This is a genomic window from Bacillus sp. GMs2/2, from assembly GCF_050172095.1.
GTDB lineage: Bacteria > Bacillota > Bacilli > Bacillales > Bacillaceae_G > Bacillus_A > Bacillus_A cereus.
This window is the reverse complement of the sequence record NZ_JBNLYE010000029.1, coordinates 1-18,971: the sequence shown is the minus strand read 5'-3', so window position 1 is coordinate 18,971 and position 18,971 is coordinate 1. Positions and strand designations below refer to the sequence as shown.

Here is an 18,971-nt window from a genome sequence, read left to right as displayed (position 1 = left end):
TTTTTTCAGCGTAAGGAATTTGTAAGAAACGGGTAAGAAAAAAGAGATTTCCGTTGTCTATTATAGAAATATAGAGTATTGCGAAAGGGGAAAGTAACATGACATATATATTAAAAACAAACCAGTTAACGAAAGTGTTTAAAGGGAAAGAAGTTATTTCCGGTGTTAACATGCATGTGAAAAAAGGAGAAATTTACGGTTTTTTAGGACCAAACGGTGCTGGTAAAACAACGATTATGAAAATGATTACAAATTTAATAAAACCGACGAGTGGTGATATTGAAATCTTCGGTGAGAAATTAACAGATACATCTTATGAAGTATTAAAAAGAATGGGGACAATTATTGAATACCCAATCTTTTATGATAAATTAACGGCGAAAGAAAACTTAGACCTACATTGTGAATACATGGGCTACTACGATAAAAATGCAATTGACCATGCTTTACATTTAGTGAAACTACAAGGGGTAGATAATAAAAAAGTAAAAGATTTTTCATTAGGAATGAAACAACGACTCGGTATTGCAAGAGCAATCGTGACAAAGCCAGAATTGCTCATTTTAGATGAACCAATTAACGGTTTAGATCCAATTGGTATTAAAGAGTTACGAGACTTATTTAAAATGCTCTGCAAAGAATATGGCATTACATTATTAGTTTCTAGTCATATTTTAGGTGAAATGGAACTAATGGCCGATACAATTGGTGTGATTCAAAATGGAAAACTAATAAAAGAAGTTTCAATGAAGAGTATTAACGGAAAACAAACAGAGTACATTGAAATCACTGTTCCTGATGTGAAACGTGCAGCTTATATTTTAGAAGATAAACTTGGTATAAAAAACTACAAAATAATGAGTGGAACCATGATTCGTGTGTATGATACGTTAGCGTCTCAGCAGGCCATTTCAAAAGCACTTATTATGAACGATGTGGAAATTGAAAGTATTAATAAGAAACATAGTTCCTTAGAAGAATATTTCTTAAATGTAATGGATGGAGAAGGTATTCATGCTTAATGGACTATGGCTGAACCTGATAAGTGGATTTATCGTAATGCTAATAAGTGGAATTTTATATTATAGAAAACCAGAGCGGAAATGGTTGTTCATTGTACTAGTGATAGGAATGTTAAGCTTCGTTACTGCTGGAATTAGAATGTTAGCAGCGTAGAGACAGGTATATAAAGAATGGAGGCGTAATTTATATGTTTAAATTAATGAAGCTCGAATGGAAGAAACATAAATTATCTCGTTACTTTAAAAGTGTAGCAATTTGTATTATAGCAATTTTCGCTGCAGTAAGCCTTATGGCATTGGGAATGAAAGCCGAGGAAAACATGCTCTTCTCTGACTTCACACAGAACATGGCTGCAGCAAATATTTTTATTAGGATAACATTCATTATTTTTAGTTCGGTCATTTTATCACGTTTAGTAATTGATGAGTATAAGAACAAAACGATGCAATTATCGTTTATGTACCCGCTGCAAAGGAAAATGCTAATGAGGGCGAAATTAACAATTGTTTTTTGTTTTTGTTTTGTGAGTACCATTATCGCTACTTTTATTATTAGTTTACTCGTATATTTTGTGAGTCCCATGATGGGACTGATTGAAACGCCAGCTACGATGGGTGAAATAATAGCTATCGTTCCAGATACTTTTATAAGTGCATTTATGATATCTGGTATAAGTTTAATTCCTTTATTTTTTGGAATGAGAAAGAAATCGACACCGACAACGATTACTTCGGCAGTAATAATTGGTATGCTGATTAGTGGTAACGTTGGTCCTGGAAACGATCAAGTAAGTATGTTTGATTTTATAGCTATCCCAATCGTGCTCTGTTTATTAGGGATCTTCATTAGTTATTTATCGTTTCGTAAAATCGATAAGATTGATGTGGTGTGAAGCAAGCTTAAAACAACAACGAACTGGGGTATGAATGGTGAAAAAGATAATAGTAATTGCAATATTATTCATTACAATTGCTAGTGCGGTTTTTGGTTTTAAGGTGTTTCAGGGGGAAGGTTTTAAGAAAGAAAAGTCTTTTGAGATAAATAATATAAAAGAAATAGAAGTAGATAATGAAAACTGGAATCTTGAATTTAAAAGTACAGACGCTAATAAAATAGTAATTTCCGCTCAAGGTGAACAAGTAGATAAAGAGATAGATCCTGTCAAAATAGAAAATGATGAAAATAAAATTGTGATTAAACAAAAACAAAAGATGAACAGATTTTTTAATGGTTTCACGTTTAGGAAGAAAAATAGTATATCTATAGCTATTCCGAAGAAAGAAATAGATAAAATTGTATTAAATAATAAATCGGGTGATGTGAAAATAAGAGATATAGTAGTAAAAAATATCATGACAAAAGGCAAGTCTGGAGATGAAATGATTGTAGGACTATCAGCCGAGAAAGGTGAATTCATATCGCAAAGTGGAGAGTTAGTTTTAAAAGGTAGTTCAGTACAAGAATTAAATATAAAGTCTACGACTGGTGATAACTATATAACAAATGTAAGTAACTCAAATATGAACATCACTTCAACATCTGGGGAAGTATTGCTGAAAGATATGACAGAAGGAAAATCATTATTTATAGAAACAAAATCAGGGGATATTGGCGTACGGTATAAAGGTGTCCCGGCATCATTGAAGCTTATGGCTAAAAGTAATTCGGCTGACGTAATAGTAGATTTAAAAGGACTTAAGAAAGATAAAAATACAGAAAAAATAAAAGTAGGAACGATTGGTGATGCAAAAAATGAAGCGAAGATTTTAAGTGAAACAGGAGTCATTTATATTGATTAAATCTTAGGAGGAAGGAGGACACTATCATGCTACATTTAATGAAGCTAGAATTGAAAAAGTTTAAGCTTGGTTGGTACGTGAAGAGAGCAATTATTGCAAATATTGTTATACTGGCATTAATGATCTTTGTGAGCATCATTGCTCAAGTAGAAGGTGATGCAGAAATAAGGAATCCAGAGACGATATTGTTAATGGCTAGCACAATAGTAAGAGCAACGTTTATTGTTTTTGGTAGTGTATTAATCGCAAGGCTAATAATTGGTGAATATAAAAATAAAACAATACTACTTATGTTTTCTTACCCTATTAATCGGAAGAAAATGATGGCTAGTAAGTTGGCTATTGCAGCAATAGTAACATTTATAACAGTTATTGTATCTAACATTTTAGTAGTAGGAGTTTTCTTTGGTATAGATAGCTATTTTTCAATTCTTCCTAATTCATTTACAGTAGATCAATTGATGCAAGAAGGAATAAAACTAGTTCCTTTAGCCATTGCAACTGCGGGGATGAGTTTAATCCCATTATACTTCGGAATGCGTAAACGTTCCGTGCCAACTACAATTGTTTCATCTCTTATCGTTGTCACAATTGCAATGAATGGCAACCCAGAGTTTTCTACAGCAACTTTTCTTCCCCTTCAACTAGCACTCGCAGCAATTGGAGTTGTAATTGCGTATTACGGCATTAAAAATATAGAGAAGGAAGATATAACTGTATGATAAGAATATGTGAAAAAGAGTTGGCGTTACACCAACTCTTTTTTGTATATGTACGCTTCGTTACTACTCTGTAAATTTAGAGTGTGTGCTTAAATACTTTTGCACTTCTGGAGAAATGTTAAAGTTATTAGGACTTTTATATTCGATAGTAAACTCGCCGTCGGTACTTGTTTCAAAGGAGATTGCATAGCTATTCATTTTAGCATCGTAAGAAGTATTTTTGACTTCTGCATCTAGATTAAAATATTTTGTAATATACTCTTTTGAGTCCGTAATTGCTACTTGTTTTCCCCAAGGGGTACCATAATAGGTGAAATAAAGAGATACACTAATAACTCCAATAATAGAAGTTAGTAAAATAGTTCCCATAGCTATTTTTTTATTTTTTGTATTCAATTTGGTTACTCCTCTTCGTAATATGTATTCATTTTAACCTATCTTTTCCATAAAACAACCATTAAGAAAAAATAGTTTCACATGAAACAAGTTACAGAAAAAGACAAGATATGTAAACATCTTGTCTTTTTTGTCGTTACATTTTAGGAGCTTCCATTCCAGCCGCAGCCCATTCTTCTTTTGCGGGGCCATATACGCCAGGAACTGTTAAGCCAGCTTGTCGCATTAAAACCGTCATTTGTCCGCGGTGGTGATTTTGATGATTAATGAGTGTCATTAGAAATATAGAATTCGGCATAGGGCGACCAAAGAAGTCATTAATAGTAGCTAAGTCTTTATCAGTCCATTTACTTTGAAGTGTTTCAACAAAAGCCGCGTTTACTTTACGGTATTCATCTGCAATTGTTTTTGCAGAAGTTGGAACAGGATAATCTTTCGTTTCTCCTTCAAACTTTAGCCCTGTGCCAGATAGTATAACAGGAATTGCCGTCACGATATGCCAAGCAACTCTACCTAACGTCCAATGTTCAGGTGCAATTTCCTGTGATAAAGATGCATCGGTTAATGAATCAAGCATTTTCTCAGTAGACTCTGCTTCGTATGTCCATGATTGCAAGAAGCCTTCAATAGTTTGGTACATAGTTATCCCTCCTATTTTTGTTCATAGATTAAATTCGTGAGAGATAATATAATCCCTGTTCCACAAGAAATAATTAATTAAGCATTGCTACAATATGAAAACAATTAGAAAATATTTGTAAAAGTGTCAGGAAACGAATGTGCTCATTCGTATATATAATGAATAAAGAATAGGATAAAGAGTGGTGATAAGGGTGAAGGATATAGAAATAGTAGAAGGTCTTCGGAAACAAGATATGTTAGCATTACATACAGTAATTGATCGATATGGAGATTTAATTTATAAGGTAGTTCATAGTATTTTAGATACTGCACAGAGTAAGGTGTTAGTGGATGAATGTGTTGACGATATTTTATTAATCGTTTGGTACAACATTAGTAGTTATGATGAAAATCGTGGGAAGTTTAGAAACTGGCTTATATCTGTCGCTAGGTTTAAGGCCATCGATTATAAACGAAAAAGTAATAAGTCTTATCAATTACAAGAGTTTCAGCAAGAAATATATGAAGATAGAAAAAATGTCAATTTAACAAAAGAAGAGCGAGATTATAATTTTTACGTTTTAATTAAAGAATTGAATGAAGAAGATAAGAAAATTTTTATAAAAAGGTATTTAGATGAATATAGCGTACAAGAAATAGTGCTTGAATTCGGTATGACACGAGATACGGTATATAGTAGGCTTTCAAGAGGGAGAAAGAAATTGAAGAAGCTGCTGGGGGGGAAAAGGAATGAATAAAGAAAAGTTACTTCAGGAATTAAATAACTTACAGTATAGCGATAATTGTGTAGATGATTATAGAAATGATGAGAAAATAGATAAAAAGAAAATAGATCGTACAAAAGAAGTTGTAACAAAAACAATTTTAATGAAAAGTTGTTATGAGGTTGTACAAGAAGAGTTACAGGGAAGCGGAGAGATTTTATATAGTATGCTTGCCGAAAATCATCGTGTGAAAAATTGGCAGACAGGCACAGCAATGACATTAGGGATAGGCGTTCTTGCAATGAACTTCGGTATTAATAATGTGTTAATCGTTACAAATAAACGGTTGTATATGTTTTTTATGGATCGTTATTATAATGAAGTTGATTTAAAAGTATGTGTATTGAATGAAGTAGCTTATATGAAAACAATATTAGACCGTAAAGGTGGAAGTGAGTTTCTGCATATAAAGTATAAAAATGATAACGAATACGTATTATTGGGAAATGCTGATGATTACAGAGAGTTATTTCAAATAGTAGGTAGGTTGAAAATAGCGAATGGAATAGAATTGAGATTACAAGATAAGAAATTAAAGAGAAAGTTAACTTTAAAACGAAGTGTGTTCAATATAATCATGTATTTACTTGTTATATATATTATGTACAAAGCCTATGTTAATTTTATGCCATAATAGGAAAAGACGGCTTCACATATATGAAGCCTCCTTTTTAATTAACTTTCTTCCCACTCTTCCTCATCAACCATAAGAAATAAGGTGCTCCAAGTACAGCAACGACAAGACCAGAAGGAATTTCTTTCGGATATGCGATTGTACGTCCAAGTAAGTCAGCAACAGAAAGAAGGATTGCTCCAAATAGTGCTGAACAAACGAATAGTCTTTGATGATTCATACCAACAATAATTCTTGCTAAGTGAGGTGCGACAAGGCCTAAAAAGGCAATTGTACCGACAGCAGCGATATTTACTGATGCAAGTAGTGTCGCTAGCACAATCAGAGCAAGACGTGTTTTATTTACTGGTTGCCCAAGTCCAGTTGCTAAATCGTCTCCAAGTACGAGAACGTCAAGTTGTTTTATTAAGAAAAAGATAATGAATACAAGAATTAGAGATGGATATAGAATGATATTTTCTAAGTGATTCCATCCTCTTGCATACGTACTGCCAGATAACCATGTTAAAGCAGCGGCAACATTCAAATTGGCTCTAACGATAAAGATTTGAATAATTGCCGAGCCAAGTGCAGAAATACCAATTCCTATTAAAGCAAGGGCTGTTGGGCTAAATCCTGATTTCCATGAAAAGAAGAGGACAATTCCTACTGCAAGTAGTCCGCCGATAAATGCACCAATTGGTAGAAAGAAACCAGGAAGTGCAGGAAAGACATACATAATAGTTAAAGCACCAACACCAGCTCCCGATGAAATACCAATAATAGAAGGATCGGCAAGTGGATTTCGTAATATACCTTGGAAAACAAGCCCACTTATTGCAAGGCATGCGCCAGCAATAGCAGCAACGAGCATTCTTGGTAAACGAAGATTCATCATCATGTTTTTGTCAAATAGTGTTAATTGACCTGATATAACATTTGTAATACTTTCGATATAAGCGTTACTACCGATTGTAACACCAAGAGCAATCGTCACAATACAAAGTGTGATAGATATAATGATTACCTTTTTATAAGAGTAATAGCGGGAACTAGCTCCAGCTGCATTCGCACCGTTATCATTCATATATTGTTTCGACTTCATCATTCGGTACACTAAGTAAATAAGCCAAGGAGATCCAATCATTGCTGTGACTGCCCCAACAGGAAGTTCTGCACCGGTTGGATCTATTAATTTACCGACAACATCTGCTCCAAGTAATAATACTGCCCCCCATAAGAAAGAAGAGAGAAGAAGAGTAAAGTGTTGACGGTATCCGATAAGGCGCATTAAATGAGGCGCAACTAAGCCGACAAATCCAATTGGTCCAACAACAGTAACAATTACTGCTGTTAAAAAGATTGCAGCAATGAAGGCGATAAGACGTGTTACTGCTGTTTTTTCACCAAGAGAAACAGCAACATCATCACCAAGTAAGAGAATGTTGAGTTTACGAGACATAAATAGTAAAACTAGGAAAGAAATAATGATAAATGGAAAAGCAAATTGAACGCCATCCCAGTTATTTTGAATAAGAGAGCCAGCTCCCCATAAAAATAAACCAGCTGTTTCATTTTCATAGAAAAGCTGCATCGTTCCGGTAAAGGCAGAGAGCATTAATGTAACGACCATACCAGCTAATGCCATTCTAAGTGGGGTTCCCTTTTTTCCACCAGAAATACGGTATACAAATAAAGCAGTAATAGCACCGCCGATAAATGTGAACAGAAGAGAATTAATTTGTAAACTTTTCGGTAAGAAAATTGTAGCCGCTACTAGAAAGAAATATGCGCCAGAGTGAATACCCATTGTACTGGATTCAGCAAGTGGATTTTTCGTTAACGTTTGTAAAATAACCCCTGATGCAGCAAGAGCGCCTCCAGCTAAAATGGCAATTACAGCTCTAGGTAATCGAAGCATGATTAAAGTTTGATGTTCTAGCGATTGGTTCGGTGAGATAAGAGCATCAATAATCATACTATAGGAAATGTTTGCTTGACCTTGTCCGATATGAATAAAGAAAAGGAGGAGCAAGAGAGCTGCTCCTCCTCCGAATACAAGACTTGCTCGAAGTGTGTGTTGTAAGCTATTCATCGTGTAATCACTTCTTCGCTGTCATTACATCTGCTACTTGTGTTGCTAAAGATGTTGCAGACTCAGGACCACCGAAAATCCAAGTATCGCCTTTTAATTTATACATTTTGTTTTCTTTTTTGAACTTTAATTCTTCCCAAGCAGGGTTGCCTTTTAGTTGCGTGTCAAAAATGTTATCTTCATCCGCTACAATGTAAATGAAGTTTGAATCTTGTACACTTTGTAATGATTCTACAGTTGTTTGTTTGAAACCATCTGGCTCAGATTTTCCTGCTTCAAAAGTATTTGTTAAACCTAATTTTTTTGTAACTTGTAAAGCTAAAGAATTGTCAGTTAAGATACGGAATGTTGGTACGTTTTTAGCAGTAAATGCTTGTGCCATTGCTATGTTTTTATCTTTTAAGTCTGCTTTCTCAATTTTTGCTTTTGCATCAGCGAATGCTTTATCCATATCAGCTAATACTTTTTTACCTTCTTCTTCTTTTCCAACTGCTTTTGCAATTTGTTTAAATGTTTCTGTCATTTCAGCAAAGTGATCGTTATTACTTATTGATGGATCAAACATAACTGTTGGTGCAATTTGCTCTAATTCATTTTTAATTGCTTTACCACGGAATGAAGCTGTGATAATTAAGTCTGGTTTTAAACGGCTAATTTCTTCTAAGTTTGGTTGTTGACGTGTCCCTACATCTACAACATCTTTACTCGGTTTTGTTTTTGTATTTACCCATTTATTATAATTCTTAATGTCTGCCATCCCTACTGGCTGAACACCAAGTGCTAATAAGTCTTCTGAATATACCCACTCAAGTACAACTACTTTTTTCGCTGGTTTATCTAACTTCGTTTCCCCTTCAGCGTGTTTAATTGTTATAGCTTGATTTTTATTGTCCGCTTTTGTTTCTTTTTTCTCCTCTTTTTGCTGTCCGCATCCAACAGCGAATAGAAGAACTACTATGAAAATACCGAGAATTTTCTTCATCTTCTGCCCCCAAATTAAGTGTTTTTTGTAACTAGTACCATAAGTGAAAATGGTTATCAATTACAACACCCAAATCATACTATGAGGGTATTTTAAGTGTCAATATATTTTTAAAATTTTGACGAAAAATAACGAATTATACGGATTTTTATATATTATAGTCGCTATTTATGAAGAATAAGCCTCTTTACTAAAAATATTGGCGAATGTGGAAAGTTTAAATGGGAAAGTGGCTGTGTACGATAGTGTAATGTGTATTGTTAATAGTCTGTGGAGATAAGGCGAAAGTACAAGCAAAAGGAGAGTGAATCGCATGTAATAATTACTAGAATGTATGGAGGAAATCTGTGTTTTATCCCCGACTAGGCAAAGTATTTCTTTGTTATTTAGATAGGTGTTTTTTAAGTCGGTGATTGCGCTAAAAAGATCGAATGTAAAGGAAGTGATCAACATGTCTTCATGGAGCAATAACGTAAATGGATATTGTGGGTGTAATAATCAAAATGGTGTACATGTTGATTCATGCTGTTTTAGTTGCGATGGGACAGTTCCTAAAGTTGGTCCAACCGGTCCGACGGGGGCAACAGGAGCAACCGGTCCGACGGGGGCAACAGGAGCAACAGGCCCAACGGGGGCAACAGGAGCAACAGGCCCAACGGGGGCAACAGGAGCAACAGGCCCAACGGGGGCGACAGGAGTAACAGGCGACACAGGTCCAACGGGAGCGACAGGAATAACAGGGGCAACGGGTCCAACAGGAGCGACAGGAATAACAGGAGCAACAGGCCCAACGGGAGCGACAGGAATAACAGGGGCAACGGGCCCAACAGGAGCGACAGGCCCAATAGGAGCAACGGGTTTAACGGGGGCGACAGGGGTAACAGGAGCAACAGGCCCAACAGGAATAACAGGGGCAACAGGAATAACAGGGGCAACGGGTCCAACGGGGGCGACAGGAGTAACGGGAGCAACGGGTCCAACGGGAGCGACAGGCCCAACAGGAGCAACAGGCCCAACGGGATCAACGGGTTCAACAGGATCAACGGGTTCAACAGGTCCAACGGGAGCAACAGGATCAACAGGCCCAACGGGAGCGACAGGATCAACAGGCCCAACGGGAGCGACAGGTTCAACAGGATCAACAGGTTCAACAGGTTCAACAGGTTCAACAGGATCAACGGGTTCAACAGGTCCAACGGGAGCAACAGGAGCAACAGGCCTTACAGGAGCAACAGGTACAAGTATCACGGCGACATATGCATTTGCAAATAATACGTCGGGAACAGCGATATCGGTACTTCTTGGTGGAACGAATGTCCCGCTTCCGAATAATCAAAATATCGGTCCTGGTATTACGGTTTCCGGGGGAAATACAGTATTTACGGTTGCAAATGCTGGGAATTATTATATTTCATATTCGATTAATATAACAGCTTCATTATTGGTCAGTTCACGAATTACAATTAATGGAGCACCACTTGCTGGGACGATCAATTCTCCTGCGTTAGCAACTACATCATTTAGCGCAACAATTATTACAAATCTTGCAGCAGGAGATGCTATTAGTTTGCAACTATTTGGTTTGTTAGCTGTTGCAACATTATCAACAACTACACCAGGAGCTGTATTAACGATAATAAGATTAAGCTAAATAATAACTCTCTTACTTTTTTAAGATTAGGAGAGTTTCTACATATAATAAGAAGTTAATGAAGTAAAGCATAGTGATATAAAAGTCAGAATATTATGATTGTAACGTTATGGTGACTATAATATAATGAAAACAACCTCATGAATGAACATTCATTTATTTTTGATGTATTTGAAGGGGGAATGAAGGTGGAAAAACCATGGTTGAAAAGTTATCCAGAGGAAATTCCAAGTACGATTTCTTATGATATTCAGCCGCTTCATAAATATGTAGAACAGATGGCTTCTCGCTATCCAGAAAAGAAAGCGCTTCACTTTTTGGGGAAGGATATTACATTTTCACACTTCCATGATAAAGTGAAGAAATTTGCAAATTATCTTCAAAAGCTCGGTGTGGAAAAGGGTGATCGAGTTGCTATTATGTTGCCGAATTGTCCGCAAGCTGTAATTGGTTATTACGGTACATTACTTGCGGGAGGTATCGTAGTACAAACCAATCCACTGTATACAGAAAGGGAATTAGAATATCAGCTTCATGACTCGGGAGCAAAAGTAATTCTTTGCCTCGATTTAGTGTTTCCAAGAGTAACGAATGTTCAATCTGCTACAAAAATTGAGCATATTATCGTAACTCGCATTGCGGACTTTTTACCATTCCCTAAAAATCTATTGTATCCATTTGTGCAGAAAAAACAGTCGAATTTAGTTGTGAAAGTATCAGAGAGTGAAACGATTCATCTTTGGAATTCAGTAGAAAAAGAAGTGAATACGAATGTTGAGGTGCCTTGTGATCCTGAAAAAGATCTAGCTCTTTTACAGTACACAGGAGGAACAACCGGATTTCCGAAAGGCGTTATGTTAACGCATAAAAACCTCGTCTCTAACACGTTAATGGGAGTTCAATGGTTATATAATTGCAAAGAAGGAGAAGAAGTCGTTCTTGGGGTTCTTCCATTTTTCCATGTTTATGGTATGACAGCTGTTATGAATTTAAGTATTATGCAAGGATACAAAATGGTCCTTATTCCAAAGTTTGATATGAAAATGGTTTTTGAAGCGATTAAGAAGCATAAAGTGACATTGTTTCCAGGTGCACCAACCATTTATATCGCTCTTTTAAATAGTCCACTTTTAAAAGAATATGATATTTCTTCTATTCGTGCTTGTATTAGTGGATCAGCACCACTGCCAGTAGAAGTACAGGAAAAGTTCGAAACAGTTACAGGTGGTAAACTAGTAGAGGGATATGGTTTAACAGAATCCTCTCCAGTTACACATAGTAATTTTTTATGGGAAAAGCGAGTGCCAGGTAGCATTGGAGTTCCGTGGCCAGATACAGAAGCAATCATTATGTCACTTGAGACTGGTGAGGCATTACCGCCAGGAGAAATAGGGGAAATTGTAGTGAAAGGTCCTCAAATTATGAAAGGATACTGGAATAAGCCAGAGGAAACAGCGGCTGTATTGCAAGATGGCTGGCTCCATACAGGTGATGTTGGCTACATGGATGAAGATGGATTTTTCTATGTGAAAGATCGCAAGAAAGATATGATTGTCGCGAGTGGATTTAATGTGTATCCTCGTGAAGTTGAAGAAGTACTATATGAGCATGAAAAAGTGCAAGAAGTAGTGACAATTGGAGTTCCAGATCCGTACCGAGGAGAGACAGTTAAAGCATTTGTTGTGTTAAAAGAAGGTACGGAGTGCTCTGAGGAAGAATTAAATCAGTTTGCACGTAAATATTTAGCGGCTTATAAAGTGCCGAAAGTATATGAGTTTAGAGATGAATTGCCAAAAACGACAGTAGGGAAAATTTTACGCCGTGTTCTAATAGATGAAGAGAAGAGAAAGAATGAGGATGAGCAAACGGGCTAAGGCCCTTTCTTTTTGAAAAAATAGGATTGACACTTTTCTAAATAGTCAGTATTATAAGAATATGAATGACTATTCATTCAGTCATCTTCTTGAAGGGGACAGTAAATTGAAGAAAAATAGACCGAAATACAATCAAATTATTGATGCGGCAGTCATTGTGATTGCGGAGAATGGGTACCACCAAGCGCAAGTTTCTAAAATCGCAAAGCAAGCTGGGGTAGCTGATGGCACGATTTATTTATATTTTAAAAATAAAGAAGATATATTAATATCCTTATTCCAAGAGAAGATGGGAGAATTTGTCGAAACAATTCGTCAAAAAACAGCAGGAATTGAAAGCGCTGTATCGAAGTTATTCATGTTGGTAGAAACGCACTTCTTGCTGTTGTCGCAAAATGATCCTCTTGCTATCGTTACGCAATTAGAGCTAAGGCAGTCCAATCAAGACTTGCGCCTTAAAATAAATGAAGTATTAAAAGGCTACTTACAAGTTATGGATGAGATTTTAGAGACTGGTATAAAACAAGGTGAATTTCAAGCAGATTTAAATGTTCGCGTGGCAAGACAAATGATCTTTGGAACAGTAGATGAAGTTGTGACCAATTGGGTAATGAGCGATCATAAGTATGATCTGGTCGCACTTTCAAAAACGGTACACGGGCTACTTATTGCAGCTTGTGGTTATCGTCAATAATGGGAGGGATCATGTTGAAATTCCTATCTGTAAGAGTTGAAGATCATATCGCGGTGGCGACATTAAATCACGCACCAGCGAATGCGATGTCTTCACAAGTTATGCATGATGTTACTGAATTAATTGATCAAGTGGAAAAGGATGATAACATTCGTGTTGTTGTTATTCATGGTGAAGGACGTTTCTTCTCAGCGGGAGCAGATATTAAAGAATTTACATCTGTTACTGAAGCGAAGCAAGCAACAGAATTAGCACAGCTTGGACAAGTTACGTTTGAGCGTGTTGAAAAATGTTCAAAACCAGTTATTGCGGCAATTCATGGAGCGGCACTGGGCGGCGGCCTTGAATTTGCTATGTCTTGCCACATGCGCTTTGCAACTGAAAGTGCAAAACTTGGTTTACCTGAATTAACACTTGGATTAATTCCTGGCTTTGCAGGTACACAGCGCTTACCACGTTATGTTGGGAAAGCGAAAGCTTGTGAAATGATGTTAACAAGTACACCAATTACTGGTGCAGAAGCATTAAAGTGGGGACTTGTTAACGGATTGTTCTCTGAAGAATCTCTTTTAGATGATACGCTTAAAGTTGCAAAACAAATTGCTGGAAAAAGTCCAGCAACAACTCGTGCTGTACTAGAGTTATTGCAAACGACAAAATCGTCTCATTACTATGAAGGTGTACAACGTGAATCACAGATTTTTGGTGAAGTATTTACGAGTGAAGATGGAAGAGAAGGTGTAGCTGCATTTTTAGAAAAGCGTAAACCTTCATTTAGTGGCAGGTAGTTCAATTATTTTTTTAATATAAATTAACAGAAAATTAAAATTGATAGAATCTTTCTGAAAAACAAGGGGGTAAATGGAATGAACATCTACGTACTCATGAAACGAACATTTGATACAGAAGAAAAAATCGTAATTAAAAACGGTGCAATTTACGATGGCGAAGCGGAATTCATCATCAACCCTTACGATGAATATGCAATTGAAGAAGCAATTCAAGTAAGAGACGCACAAGGTGGAGAAGTTACAGTTGTAACAGTCGGTGGCGAAGATAGTGAGAAAGAACTTCGTACTGCATTAGCAATGGGCTGTGATAAAGCTGTATTAATTAATATTGAAGATGATGTAGAAAATGGTGACCAGTTCACGACAGCAAAAGTGCTTGCTGAATATTTAAAAGATAAAGATGCAGATTTAATTTTAGGCGGAAACGTTGCAATTGATGGTGCATCTGGACAAGTAGGACCACGCGTAGCTGAAGCGTTAAATATTCCGTATGTAACGACAATTACAAAACTTGAAATTGACGGTACAAATGTGAAGATTGAGCGTGATGTTGAAGGTGATACAGAAGTGATTGCAACTTCATTACCAGTTTTAGTAACAGCACAGCAAGGTTTAAATGAACCGCGTTATCCATCGCTTCCAGGTATTATGAAAGCGAAGAAAAAGCCGCTAGAAGAATTAGAATTAGATGATTTAGATTTAGAAGAAGATGATGTGGAAGCAAAGACAAAAACAATTGAAATCTATTTGCCTCCTAAGAAAGATGCAGGAAAAGTGTTACAAGGCGAGCTGCAAGATCAAGTAAAAGAACTTGTATCGTTGCTCCATACAGAAGCGAAAGTAATCTAATAAAATACGAAATTATATATGCAGGAGGGAAAATCTATGGCTCGTAAAGTATTAGTAATGGGTGAAGTTCGTGATGGATCGCTACGTAACGTTTCTTTTGAAGCGGTAGCAGCAGCAAAAACAATTGCAGAAGGCGGTGAAGTAGTAGGTCTTCTAATTGGAGACAGCGTTGCCTCTTTTGCAAATGAATTGATTCATTACGGTGCAGATCGCGTTGTGACAGTTGAAAATGATAAATTAAAATCATATACATCTGATGGTTATGCACAAGCGTTTTTAGCTGTACATGCTGAAGAAAATCCAGAAGGTATCGTTTTTGGACATACAGCACTTGGTAAAGATTTATCACCAAAATTAGCAGCGAAGCTTGAAGCTGGTTTAGTTTCTGACGTAACTGCTTTAGAGGTTGAAGGTGGAAATGTTATCTTCACTCGTCCAATTTACTCTGGTAAAGCATTCGAGAAGAAGATTGTAACAGACGGCATCTTATTTGCGACAGTGCGTCCAAATAACATTGCAACTCTGGAAAAAGATGAGTCTCGCAGCGGTGACGTATCTTCTATTACAGTTGATGTGAAAGATTTACGTACAATCATTCAAGATGTTGTCCGTAAAACAGCAGAAGGTGTGGATCTTTCTGAAGCAAAAGTTATTATCGCTGGCGGACGTGGTGTGAAGAGTGAAGAAGGCTTTAAGCCATTAAAAGAGTTAGCAGACGTACTAGGCGGCGCTGTTGGGGCATCTCGTGGTGCTTGTGACGCTGAATACTGTGATTACTCATTACAAATTGGTCAAACTGGTAAAGTTGTTACGCCAGACTTATACATTGCATGTGGTATTTCTGGTGCGATTCAGCATTTAGCAGGTATGTCTAACTCAAAAATAATCGTTGCGATTAATAAAGATCCAGAAGCAAGTATCTTTAAAGTAGCTGACTATGGTATTGTCGGTGACTTATTCGAAGTTGTACCTCTTTTAACAGAAGAGTTTAAAAAGTTAAAAGTACATTCATGATTTAAGTACCCTTGAGTTCCAAGTGAAGTACCCCTATATATAGAAAAAGGTGAGAGATCCCCTGTCTCTCATCTTTTTAGTATTTAATCCGTATTTTTATATAGTATAAAGGAACATTTTTTTGTTACAATACATAACGATACATATTATTCGCCACGTATATAAGTTAATGATATACTCTTGGTAGAATATACTTGAAGGAGGAAATAAAATGGCAATTGTAAACGCAAATGACCAAAGCTTCGCAGCAGAAACTAGCGAAGGTGTTGTATTATTAGATTTCTGGGCACCTTGGTGTGGACCTTGTAAAATGATCGCTCCTGTATTAGAGGAAATTGATGCAGAACTAGGCGAAAAAGTAAAAGTAGTAAAAGTAGACGTTGATGAAAACCAAGAAACTGCTCGTCAATTCGAAGTAATGAGCATTCCAGCTCTTTTCGTATTAAAAGACGGTAAAGTAGTTGATCAAGCGTTAGGTTACAAACCGAAAGAAGCGTTAGTAGAATTAGTTTCTAAACACTTCTAAAATAAAAAAGCTACCATTTGGTAGCTTTTTTTATTTTCTTTTTTACAGTCTTTCCGTTACAATAAAAGAACGTATGTTGGGTGTTTGGGCATAGTATGTTTTCAAGGGAAAATAAAAATGCTAAGTATGTAGAAATGGAGGGAGACGAGTGCACGAACATTTGAAAGAGAAGTTGGCTATTTTACCAGATCAACCTGGTTGTTATTTGATGAAAGATAAGCAAGGAACGGTTATATATGTCGGAAAGGCAAAAGTGCTTAAAAATCGTGTGCGCTCGTACTTTACTGGTTCACATGATGGGAAAACACTGCGGCTTGTAGGAGAAATTGTTGATTTTGAATATATTGTAACTTCTTCGAATTTAGAAGCACTTATTTTAGAGTTAAATCTAATTAAAAAATATGATCCGAAATATAATATTCAATTAAAAGATGATAAAACATATCCTTTTATTAAAATTACAGCGGAGAAGCAACCTCGCTTACTCATTACTCGAAACGTAAAAAAAGATAAAGGGAAATATTTTGGTCCTTATCCAAATGCACAATCTGCTCATGAAACGAAAAAACTGCTAGATCGTATGTATCCACTTCGGAAATGCACGAATATGCCAGATAAAGTTTGTTTGTATTATCATATGGGTCAATGTTTAGCACCTTGTGTGAAAGAAGTGACGGAAGAACAAAATAAAGAAATTGTAGATGAAATTATTAAGTTTTTAAATGGTGGACATAAAGAAGTTCGTTCAGAACTAGAAATAAAAATGTATGAGGCTTCAGAGAAACTAGAGTTTGAACGTGCAAAAGAGTTGCGTGATCAAATTGCTCATATTGATGCGATTATGGAAAAACAAAAGATGATTATGAGTGACTTAGTGGATCGTGATGTGTTTGGATATGCAGTGGATAAAGGATGGATGTGTGTTCAAGTTTTCTTCGTTCGAAAAGGAAAGCTAATTGAACGTGATGTTTCTATGTTTCCAATTTACGATGAACCAGAAGAGGGTTTTTTAACGTTTATCGGCCAATTTTATGAAAACAGTAGTCATTTTAAGCCGAAGGAGATTGTCGTTCCAGGAAGTATAGACTCGGAATTAGTAGAGCGCTTTTTAGAAGTGGAAGCGACGCAGCCGAAACGTGGTAAGAAAAAAGACCTTGTAGAATTGGCAAATAAAAATGCGAAGATTGCTCTTGAAGAGAAGTTTTACTTAATTGAACGTGATGAAGAACGAACGATTAAAGCGGTAGATCATTTAGGGAAGCAGCTTGGGATTGAAACGCCATATCGTATTGAAGCGTTTGATAACTCAAATATTCAAGGAACAAATCCCGTTTCTGCAATGATTGCTTTTATCGATGGGAAACCGGCGAAGAAAGAGTATCGAAAATATAAAATTAAAACGGTTCAAGGACCAGATGATTATGAGTCTATGAGAGAAGTTGTGAGGCGCCGTTATACAAGGGCGCTTAAAGAAAATTCACCTTTACCTGATTTGATTATTATTGATGGAGGAAAAGGCCATCTAGCGGCTGCAAGTGATATTTTAGAGAATGAGCTCGGATTATATATTCCGATGGCAGGTCTTGTAAAAGATGATAAACATAAAACCTCCCATTTAATTATTGGGGATCCACCGGAACCTGTGATGCTTGAGAGAAATAGCCAAGAATTTTATTTATTGCAGCGTATTCAAGATGAGGTGCATCGATTTGCGATTACATTCCATCGTCAATTACACGGGAAATCTGTCATTCAATCAGCATTGGATGATATTCCAGGAATCGGTGATAAACGGAAAAAGGTATTGTTAAAACATTTTGGTTCATTAAAGAAGATGAAAGAAGCTTCTATAGAGGAATTTGTCGAAGCGGGTATGCCGAAAAATGTCGCGGAGACGATTTATACGTATTTAACAGATAAGAAGACGTTGTAGTTTACAACGTCTTCTGTTTTTTGGTATAATTTCTGAAGATTTAAAATAAATGCATCTGAATGAAAATACAAAAAAGTCAACTAAACTGATATGTCTAGTTGACTGTAGGTAATGCTTACACTTCAATGAGATCTTTTATATCCCATTTTACAAGAAATGTAATAGAGTCAGAACGTTTTTTCTTTTCTTCGTATGACTCTGCAACGACGTTCCGTTGCTTTTGGATTTGTTCAGCGATGAATCCGGCTTCTAGTTGATAAGAAGAATGTCGTTTTTGTTTTTGACGTTCTGCGATGAGTGTGCCTTTAAGTTGGAACTGCATTTCACGACGCTTATGTTCAACAATGCTTAAAGTGCCCCAGCCAGCCTTTTCAAAGAACTGAATGACTTCTTCAATTGTTTCTAGCGGATATTTTCTTGCAAGGTTTCTACCAGACCAGTATAAAATACCATCTAAATCGTTGCCGATTAAATCAGGTAGTAATTCTTCACGTAGCAATTCATAAGCGAAGGCGTTCAATGAAACATCTTCTAAAGATGTTGTATCGATTGTATTTTTACTCACAATATTCCCCTCTTTCTATAGGGATTATTATATAACAT

20 protein-coding genes are annotated in these 18,971 nt (G+C 36.3%); 15 read left to right on the top strand and 5 right to left on the bottom strand.

The genetic code is table 11. The features are described 5' to 3' along the window. Positions 1-98: 98 nt before the first annotated feature. The 5 genes from ACQGS6_RS07125 to ACQGS6_RS07105 are packed head-to-tail and all read left to right on the top strand — an operon-like array spanning position 99 to position 3,544. On the top strand, positions 99-1,022 hold the full coding sequence (locus tag ACQGS6_RS07125; protein ID WP_000221066.1) for an ABC transporter ATP-binding protein: 924 nt from the start codon (positions 99-101) through the stop codon (positions 1,020-1,022). Beyond that, positions 1,015-1,176: a hypothetical protein gene (locus ACQGS6_RS07120; RefSeq protein WP_000931810.1), complete on the top strand. Its 162-nt coding sequence runs from the start codon at positions 1,015-1,017 to the stop codon at positions 1,174-1,176. The genes ACQGS6_RS07125 and ACQGS6_RS07120 overlap by 8 nt, the downstream gene beginning before the upstream one ends. A gap of 34 nt (positions 1,177-1,210) precedes the next feature. Then, positions 1,211-1,915 (top strand): ABC transporter permease, encoded by a 705-nt coding sequence (locus tag ACQGS6_RS07115; protein WP_000475530.1) that lies wholly within the window; start codon positions 1,211-1,213, stop codon positions 1,913-1,915. A 34-nt stretch (positions 1,916-1,949) separates the two neighbouring features. Then, positions 1,950-2,822, top strand: a complete 873-nt coding sequence (locus ACQGS6_RS07110; RefSeq protein WP_000239288.1) for a DUF4097 family beta strand repeat-containing protein — start codon at positions 1,950-1,952, stop codon at positions 2,820-2,822. Between the two features lie 26 nt (positions 2,823-2,848). After that, a complete protein-coding gene (locus ACQGS6_RS07105) occupies positions 2,849-3,544 on the top strand; it encodes an ABC transporter permease (protein ID WP_000902924.1) in 696 nt (231 codons plus the stop codon). A gap of 63 nt (positions 3,545-3,607) precedes the next feature. On the opposite strand, the gene ACQGS6_RS07100 is transcribed toward ACQGS6_RS07105, so the two are convergent. Then, positions 3,608-3,940 (bottom strand): hypothetical protein, encoded by a 333-nt coding sequence (locus ACQGS6_RS07100; RefSeq protein WP_001093297.1) that lies wholly within the window; start codon positions 3,938-3,940, stop codon positions 3,608-3,610. A gap of 136 nt (positions 3,941-4,076) precedes the next feature. Beyond that, positions 4,077-4,580 (bottom strand): DinB family protein, encoded by a 504-nt coding sequence (locus tag ACQGS6_RS07095; RefSeq protein ID WP_000284965.1) that lies wholly within the window; start codon positions 4,578-4,580, stop codon positions 4,077-4,079. A gap of 235 nt (positions 4,581-4,815) precedes the next feature. On the opposite strand from ACQGS6_RS07095, the gene ACQGS6_RS07090 reads away from it, so the two are divergent. Further along, positions 4,816-5,319, top strand: a complete 504-nt coding sequence (locus tag ACQGS6_RS07090; protein WP_426964988.1) for a sigma-70 family RNA polymerase sigma factor — start codon at positions 4,816-4,818, stop codon at positions 5,317-5,319. Continuing rightward, positions 5,312-5,980 (top strand): septation ring formation regulator EzrA, encoded by a 669-nt coding sequence (locus tag ACQGS6_RS07085; protein ID WP_426964986.1) that lies wholly within the window; start codon positions 5,312-5,314, stop codon positions 5,978-5,980. The genes ACQGS6_RS07090 and ACQGS6_RS07085 overlap by 8 nt, the downstream gene beginning before the upstream one ends. Before the next feature lie 37 nt (positions 5,981-6,017). On the opposite strand, the gene fhuB is transcribed toward ACQGS6_RS07085, so the two are convergent. Both fhuB and ACQGS6_RS07075 read right to left on the bottom strand, forming a co-directional pair. Then, a complete protein-coding gene (gene fhuB, locus ACQGS6_RS07080; RefSeq protein WP_426964985.1) occupies positions 6,018-8,054 on the bottom strand; it encodes a Fe(3+)-hydroxamate ABC transporter permease FhuB in 2,037 nt (678 codons plus the stop codon). Between the two features lie 7 nt (positions 8,055-8,061). Further along, a complete protein-coding gene (locus ACQGS6_RS07075) occupies positions 8,062-9,036 on the bottom strand; it encodes an ABC transporter substrate-binding protein (RefSeq protein WP_426964984.1) in 975 nt (324 codons plus the stop codon). Positions 9,037-9,487: 451 nt separating this feature from the next. Between ACQGS6_RS07075 and ACQGS6_RS07070 the strand changes: the two genes are divergently transcribed. The 8 genes from ACQGS6_RS07070 (at position 9,488) to uvrC (ending at position 18,368) form a co-directional block, all read left to right on the top strand. Next, a complete protein-coding gene (locus tag ACQGS6_RS07070; protein WP_426964983.1) occupies positions 9,488-10,687 on the top strand; it encodes a BclA C-terminal domain-containing protein in 1,200 nt (399 codons plus the stop codon). A 188-nt stretch (positions 10,688-10,875) separates the two neighbouring features. Then, the gene (locus ACQGS6_RS07065; protein WP_000414734.1) at positions 10,876-12,561 is read left to right on the top strand and encodes a long-chain-fatty-acid--CoA ligase; all 1,686 of its coding nucleotides are present in this window, start codon (positions 10,876-10,878) and stop codon (positions 12,559-12,561) included. 106 nt (positions 12,562-12,667) lie between these two features. Next, entirely contained in the window at positions 12,668-13,255 is a 588-nt protein-coding gene (locus tag ACQGS6_RS07060; protein ID WP_000742223.1) for a TetR/AcrR family transcriptional regulator, read from the top strand. 11 nt (positions 13,256-13,266) lie between these two features. Further along, on the top strand, positions 13,267-14,043 hold the full coding sequence (locus ACQGS6_RS07055) for an enoyl-CoA hydratase (RefSeq protein ID WP_000911292.1): 777 nt from the start codon (positions 13,267-13,269) through the stop codon (positions 14,041-14,043). Between the two features lie 78 nt (positions 14,044-14,121). After that, complete coding sequence (gene etfB, locus ACQGS6_RS07050) at positions 14,122-14,895, top strand: electron transfer flavoprotein subunit beta (protein ID WP_001029028.1); 774 nt, start codon at positions 14,122-14,124, stop codon at positions 14,893-14,895. A 36-nt stretch (positions 14,896-14,931) separates the two neighbouring features. Then, positions 14,932-15,909: an electron transfer flavoprotein subunit alpha gene (gene etfA, locus ACQGS6_RS07045; protein WP_000101945.1), complete on the top strand. Its 978-nt coding sequence runs from the start codon at positions 14,932-14,934 to the stop codon at positions 15,907-15,909. 211 nt (positions 15,910-16,120) lie between these two features. Further along, positions 16,121-16,435, top strand: coding sequence for a thioredoxin (gene trxA, locus ACQGS6_RS07040; RefSeq protein WP_001018943.1), 315 nt, complete (start codon positions 16,121-16,123; stop codon positions 16,433-16,435). Between the two features lie 148 nt (positions 16,436-16,583). Next, positions 16,584-18,368 (top strand): excinuclease ABC subunit C, encoded by a 1,785-nt coding sequence (gene uvrC / locus ACQGS6_RS07035; protein WP_000544296.1) that lies wholly within the window; start codon positions 16,584-16,586, stop codon positions 18,366-18,368. A 115-nt stretch (positions 18,369-18,483) separates the two neighbouring features. Here uvrC and ACQGS6_RS07030 read toward each other — a convergent pair whose 3' ends face one another. Further along, a complete protein-coding gene (locus ACQGS6_RS07030) occupies positions 18,484-18,933 on the bottom strand; it encodes a YslB family protein (RefSeq protein WP_000042226.1) in 450 nt (149 codons plus the stop codon). Positions 18,934-18,971 lie beyond the last annotated feature (38 nt).

Bases quoted from the DNA above. Each gene is read 5' to 3' on its own strand.
- trxA (WP_001018943.1), top strand. From the start codon at position 16,121: ATGGCAATTGTAAACGCAAATGACCAAAGCTTCGCAGCAGAAACTAGC.
- ACQGS6_RS07090 (WP_426964988.1), top strand. From the start codon at position 4,816: ATGTTAGCATTACATACAGTAATTGATCGATATGGAGATTTAATTTAT.
- ACQGS6_RS07085 (WP_426964986.1), top strand. From the start codon at position 5,312: ATGAATAAAGAAAAGTTACTTCAGGAATTAAATAACTTACAGTATAGC.
- ACQGS6_RS07115 (WP_000475530.1), top strand. From the start codon at position 1,211: ATGTTTAAATTAATGAAGCTCGAATGGAAGAAACATAAATTATCTCGT.
- ACQGS6_RS07125 (WP_000221066.1), top strand. From the start codon at position 99: ATGACATATATATTAAAAACAAACCAGTTAACGAAAGTGTTTAAAGGG.
- ACQGS6_RS07055 (WP_000911292.1), top strand. From the start codon at position 13,267: ATGTTGAAATTCCTATCTGTAAGAGTTGAAGATCATATCGCGGTGGCG.
- ACQGS6_RS07070 (WP_426964983.1), top strand. From the start codon at position 9,488: ATGTCTTCATGGAGCAATAACGTAAATGGATATTGTGGGTGTAATAAT.
- ACQGS6_RS07120 (WP_000931810.1), top strand. From the start codon at position 1,015: ATGCTTAATGGACTATGGCTGAACCTGATAAGTGGATTTATCGTAATG.
- ACQGS6_RS07095 (WP_000284965.1), bottom strand. From the start codon at position 4,580: ATGTACCAAACTATTGAAGGCTTCTTGCAATCATGGACATACGAAGCA.
- ACQGS6_RS07105 (WP_000902924.1), top strand. From the start codon at position 2,849: ATGCTACATTTAATGAAGCTAGAATTGAAAAAGTTTAAGCTTGGTTGG.
- etfA (WP_000101945.1), top strand. From the start codon at position 14,932: ATGGCTCGTAAAGTATTAGTAATGGGTGAAGTTCGTGATGGATCGCTA.
- etfB (WP_001029028.1), top strand. From the start codon at position 14,122: ATGAACATCTACGTACTCATGAAACGAACATTTGATACAGAAGAAAAA.
- fhuB (WP_426964985.1), bottom strand. From the start codon at position 8,054: ATGAATAGCTTACAACACACACTTCGAGCAAGTCTTGTATTCGGAGGA.
- ACQGS6_RS07075 (WP_426964984.1), bottom strand. From the start codon at position 9,036: ATGAAGAAAATTCTCGGTATTTTCATAGTAGTTCTTCTATTCGCTGTT.
- ACQGS6_RS07110 (WP_000239288.1), top strand. From the start codon at position 1,950: ATGGTGAAAAAGATAATAGTAATTGCAATATTATTCATTACAATTGCT.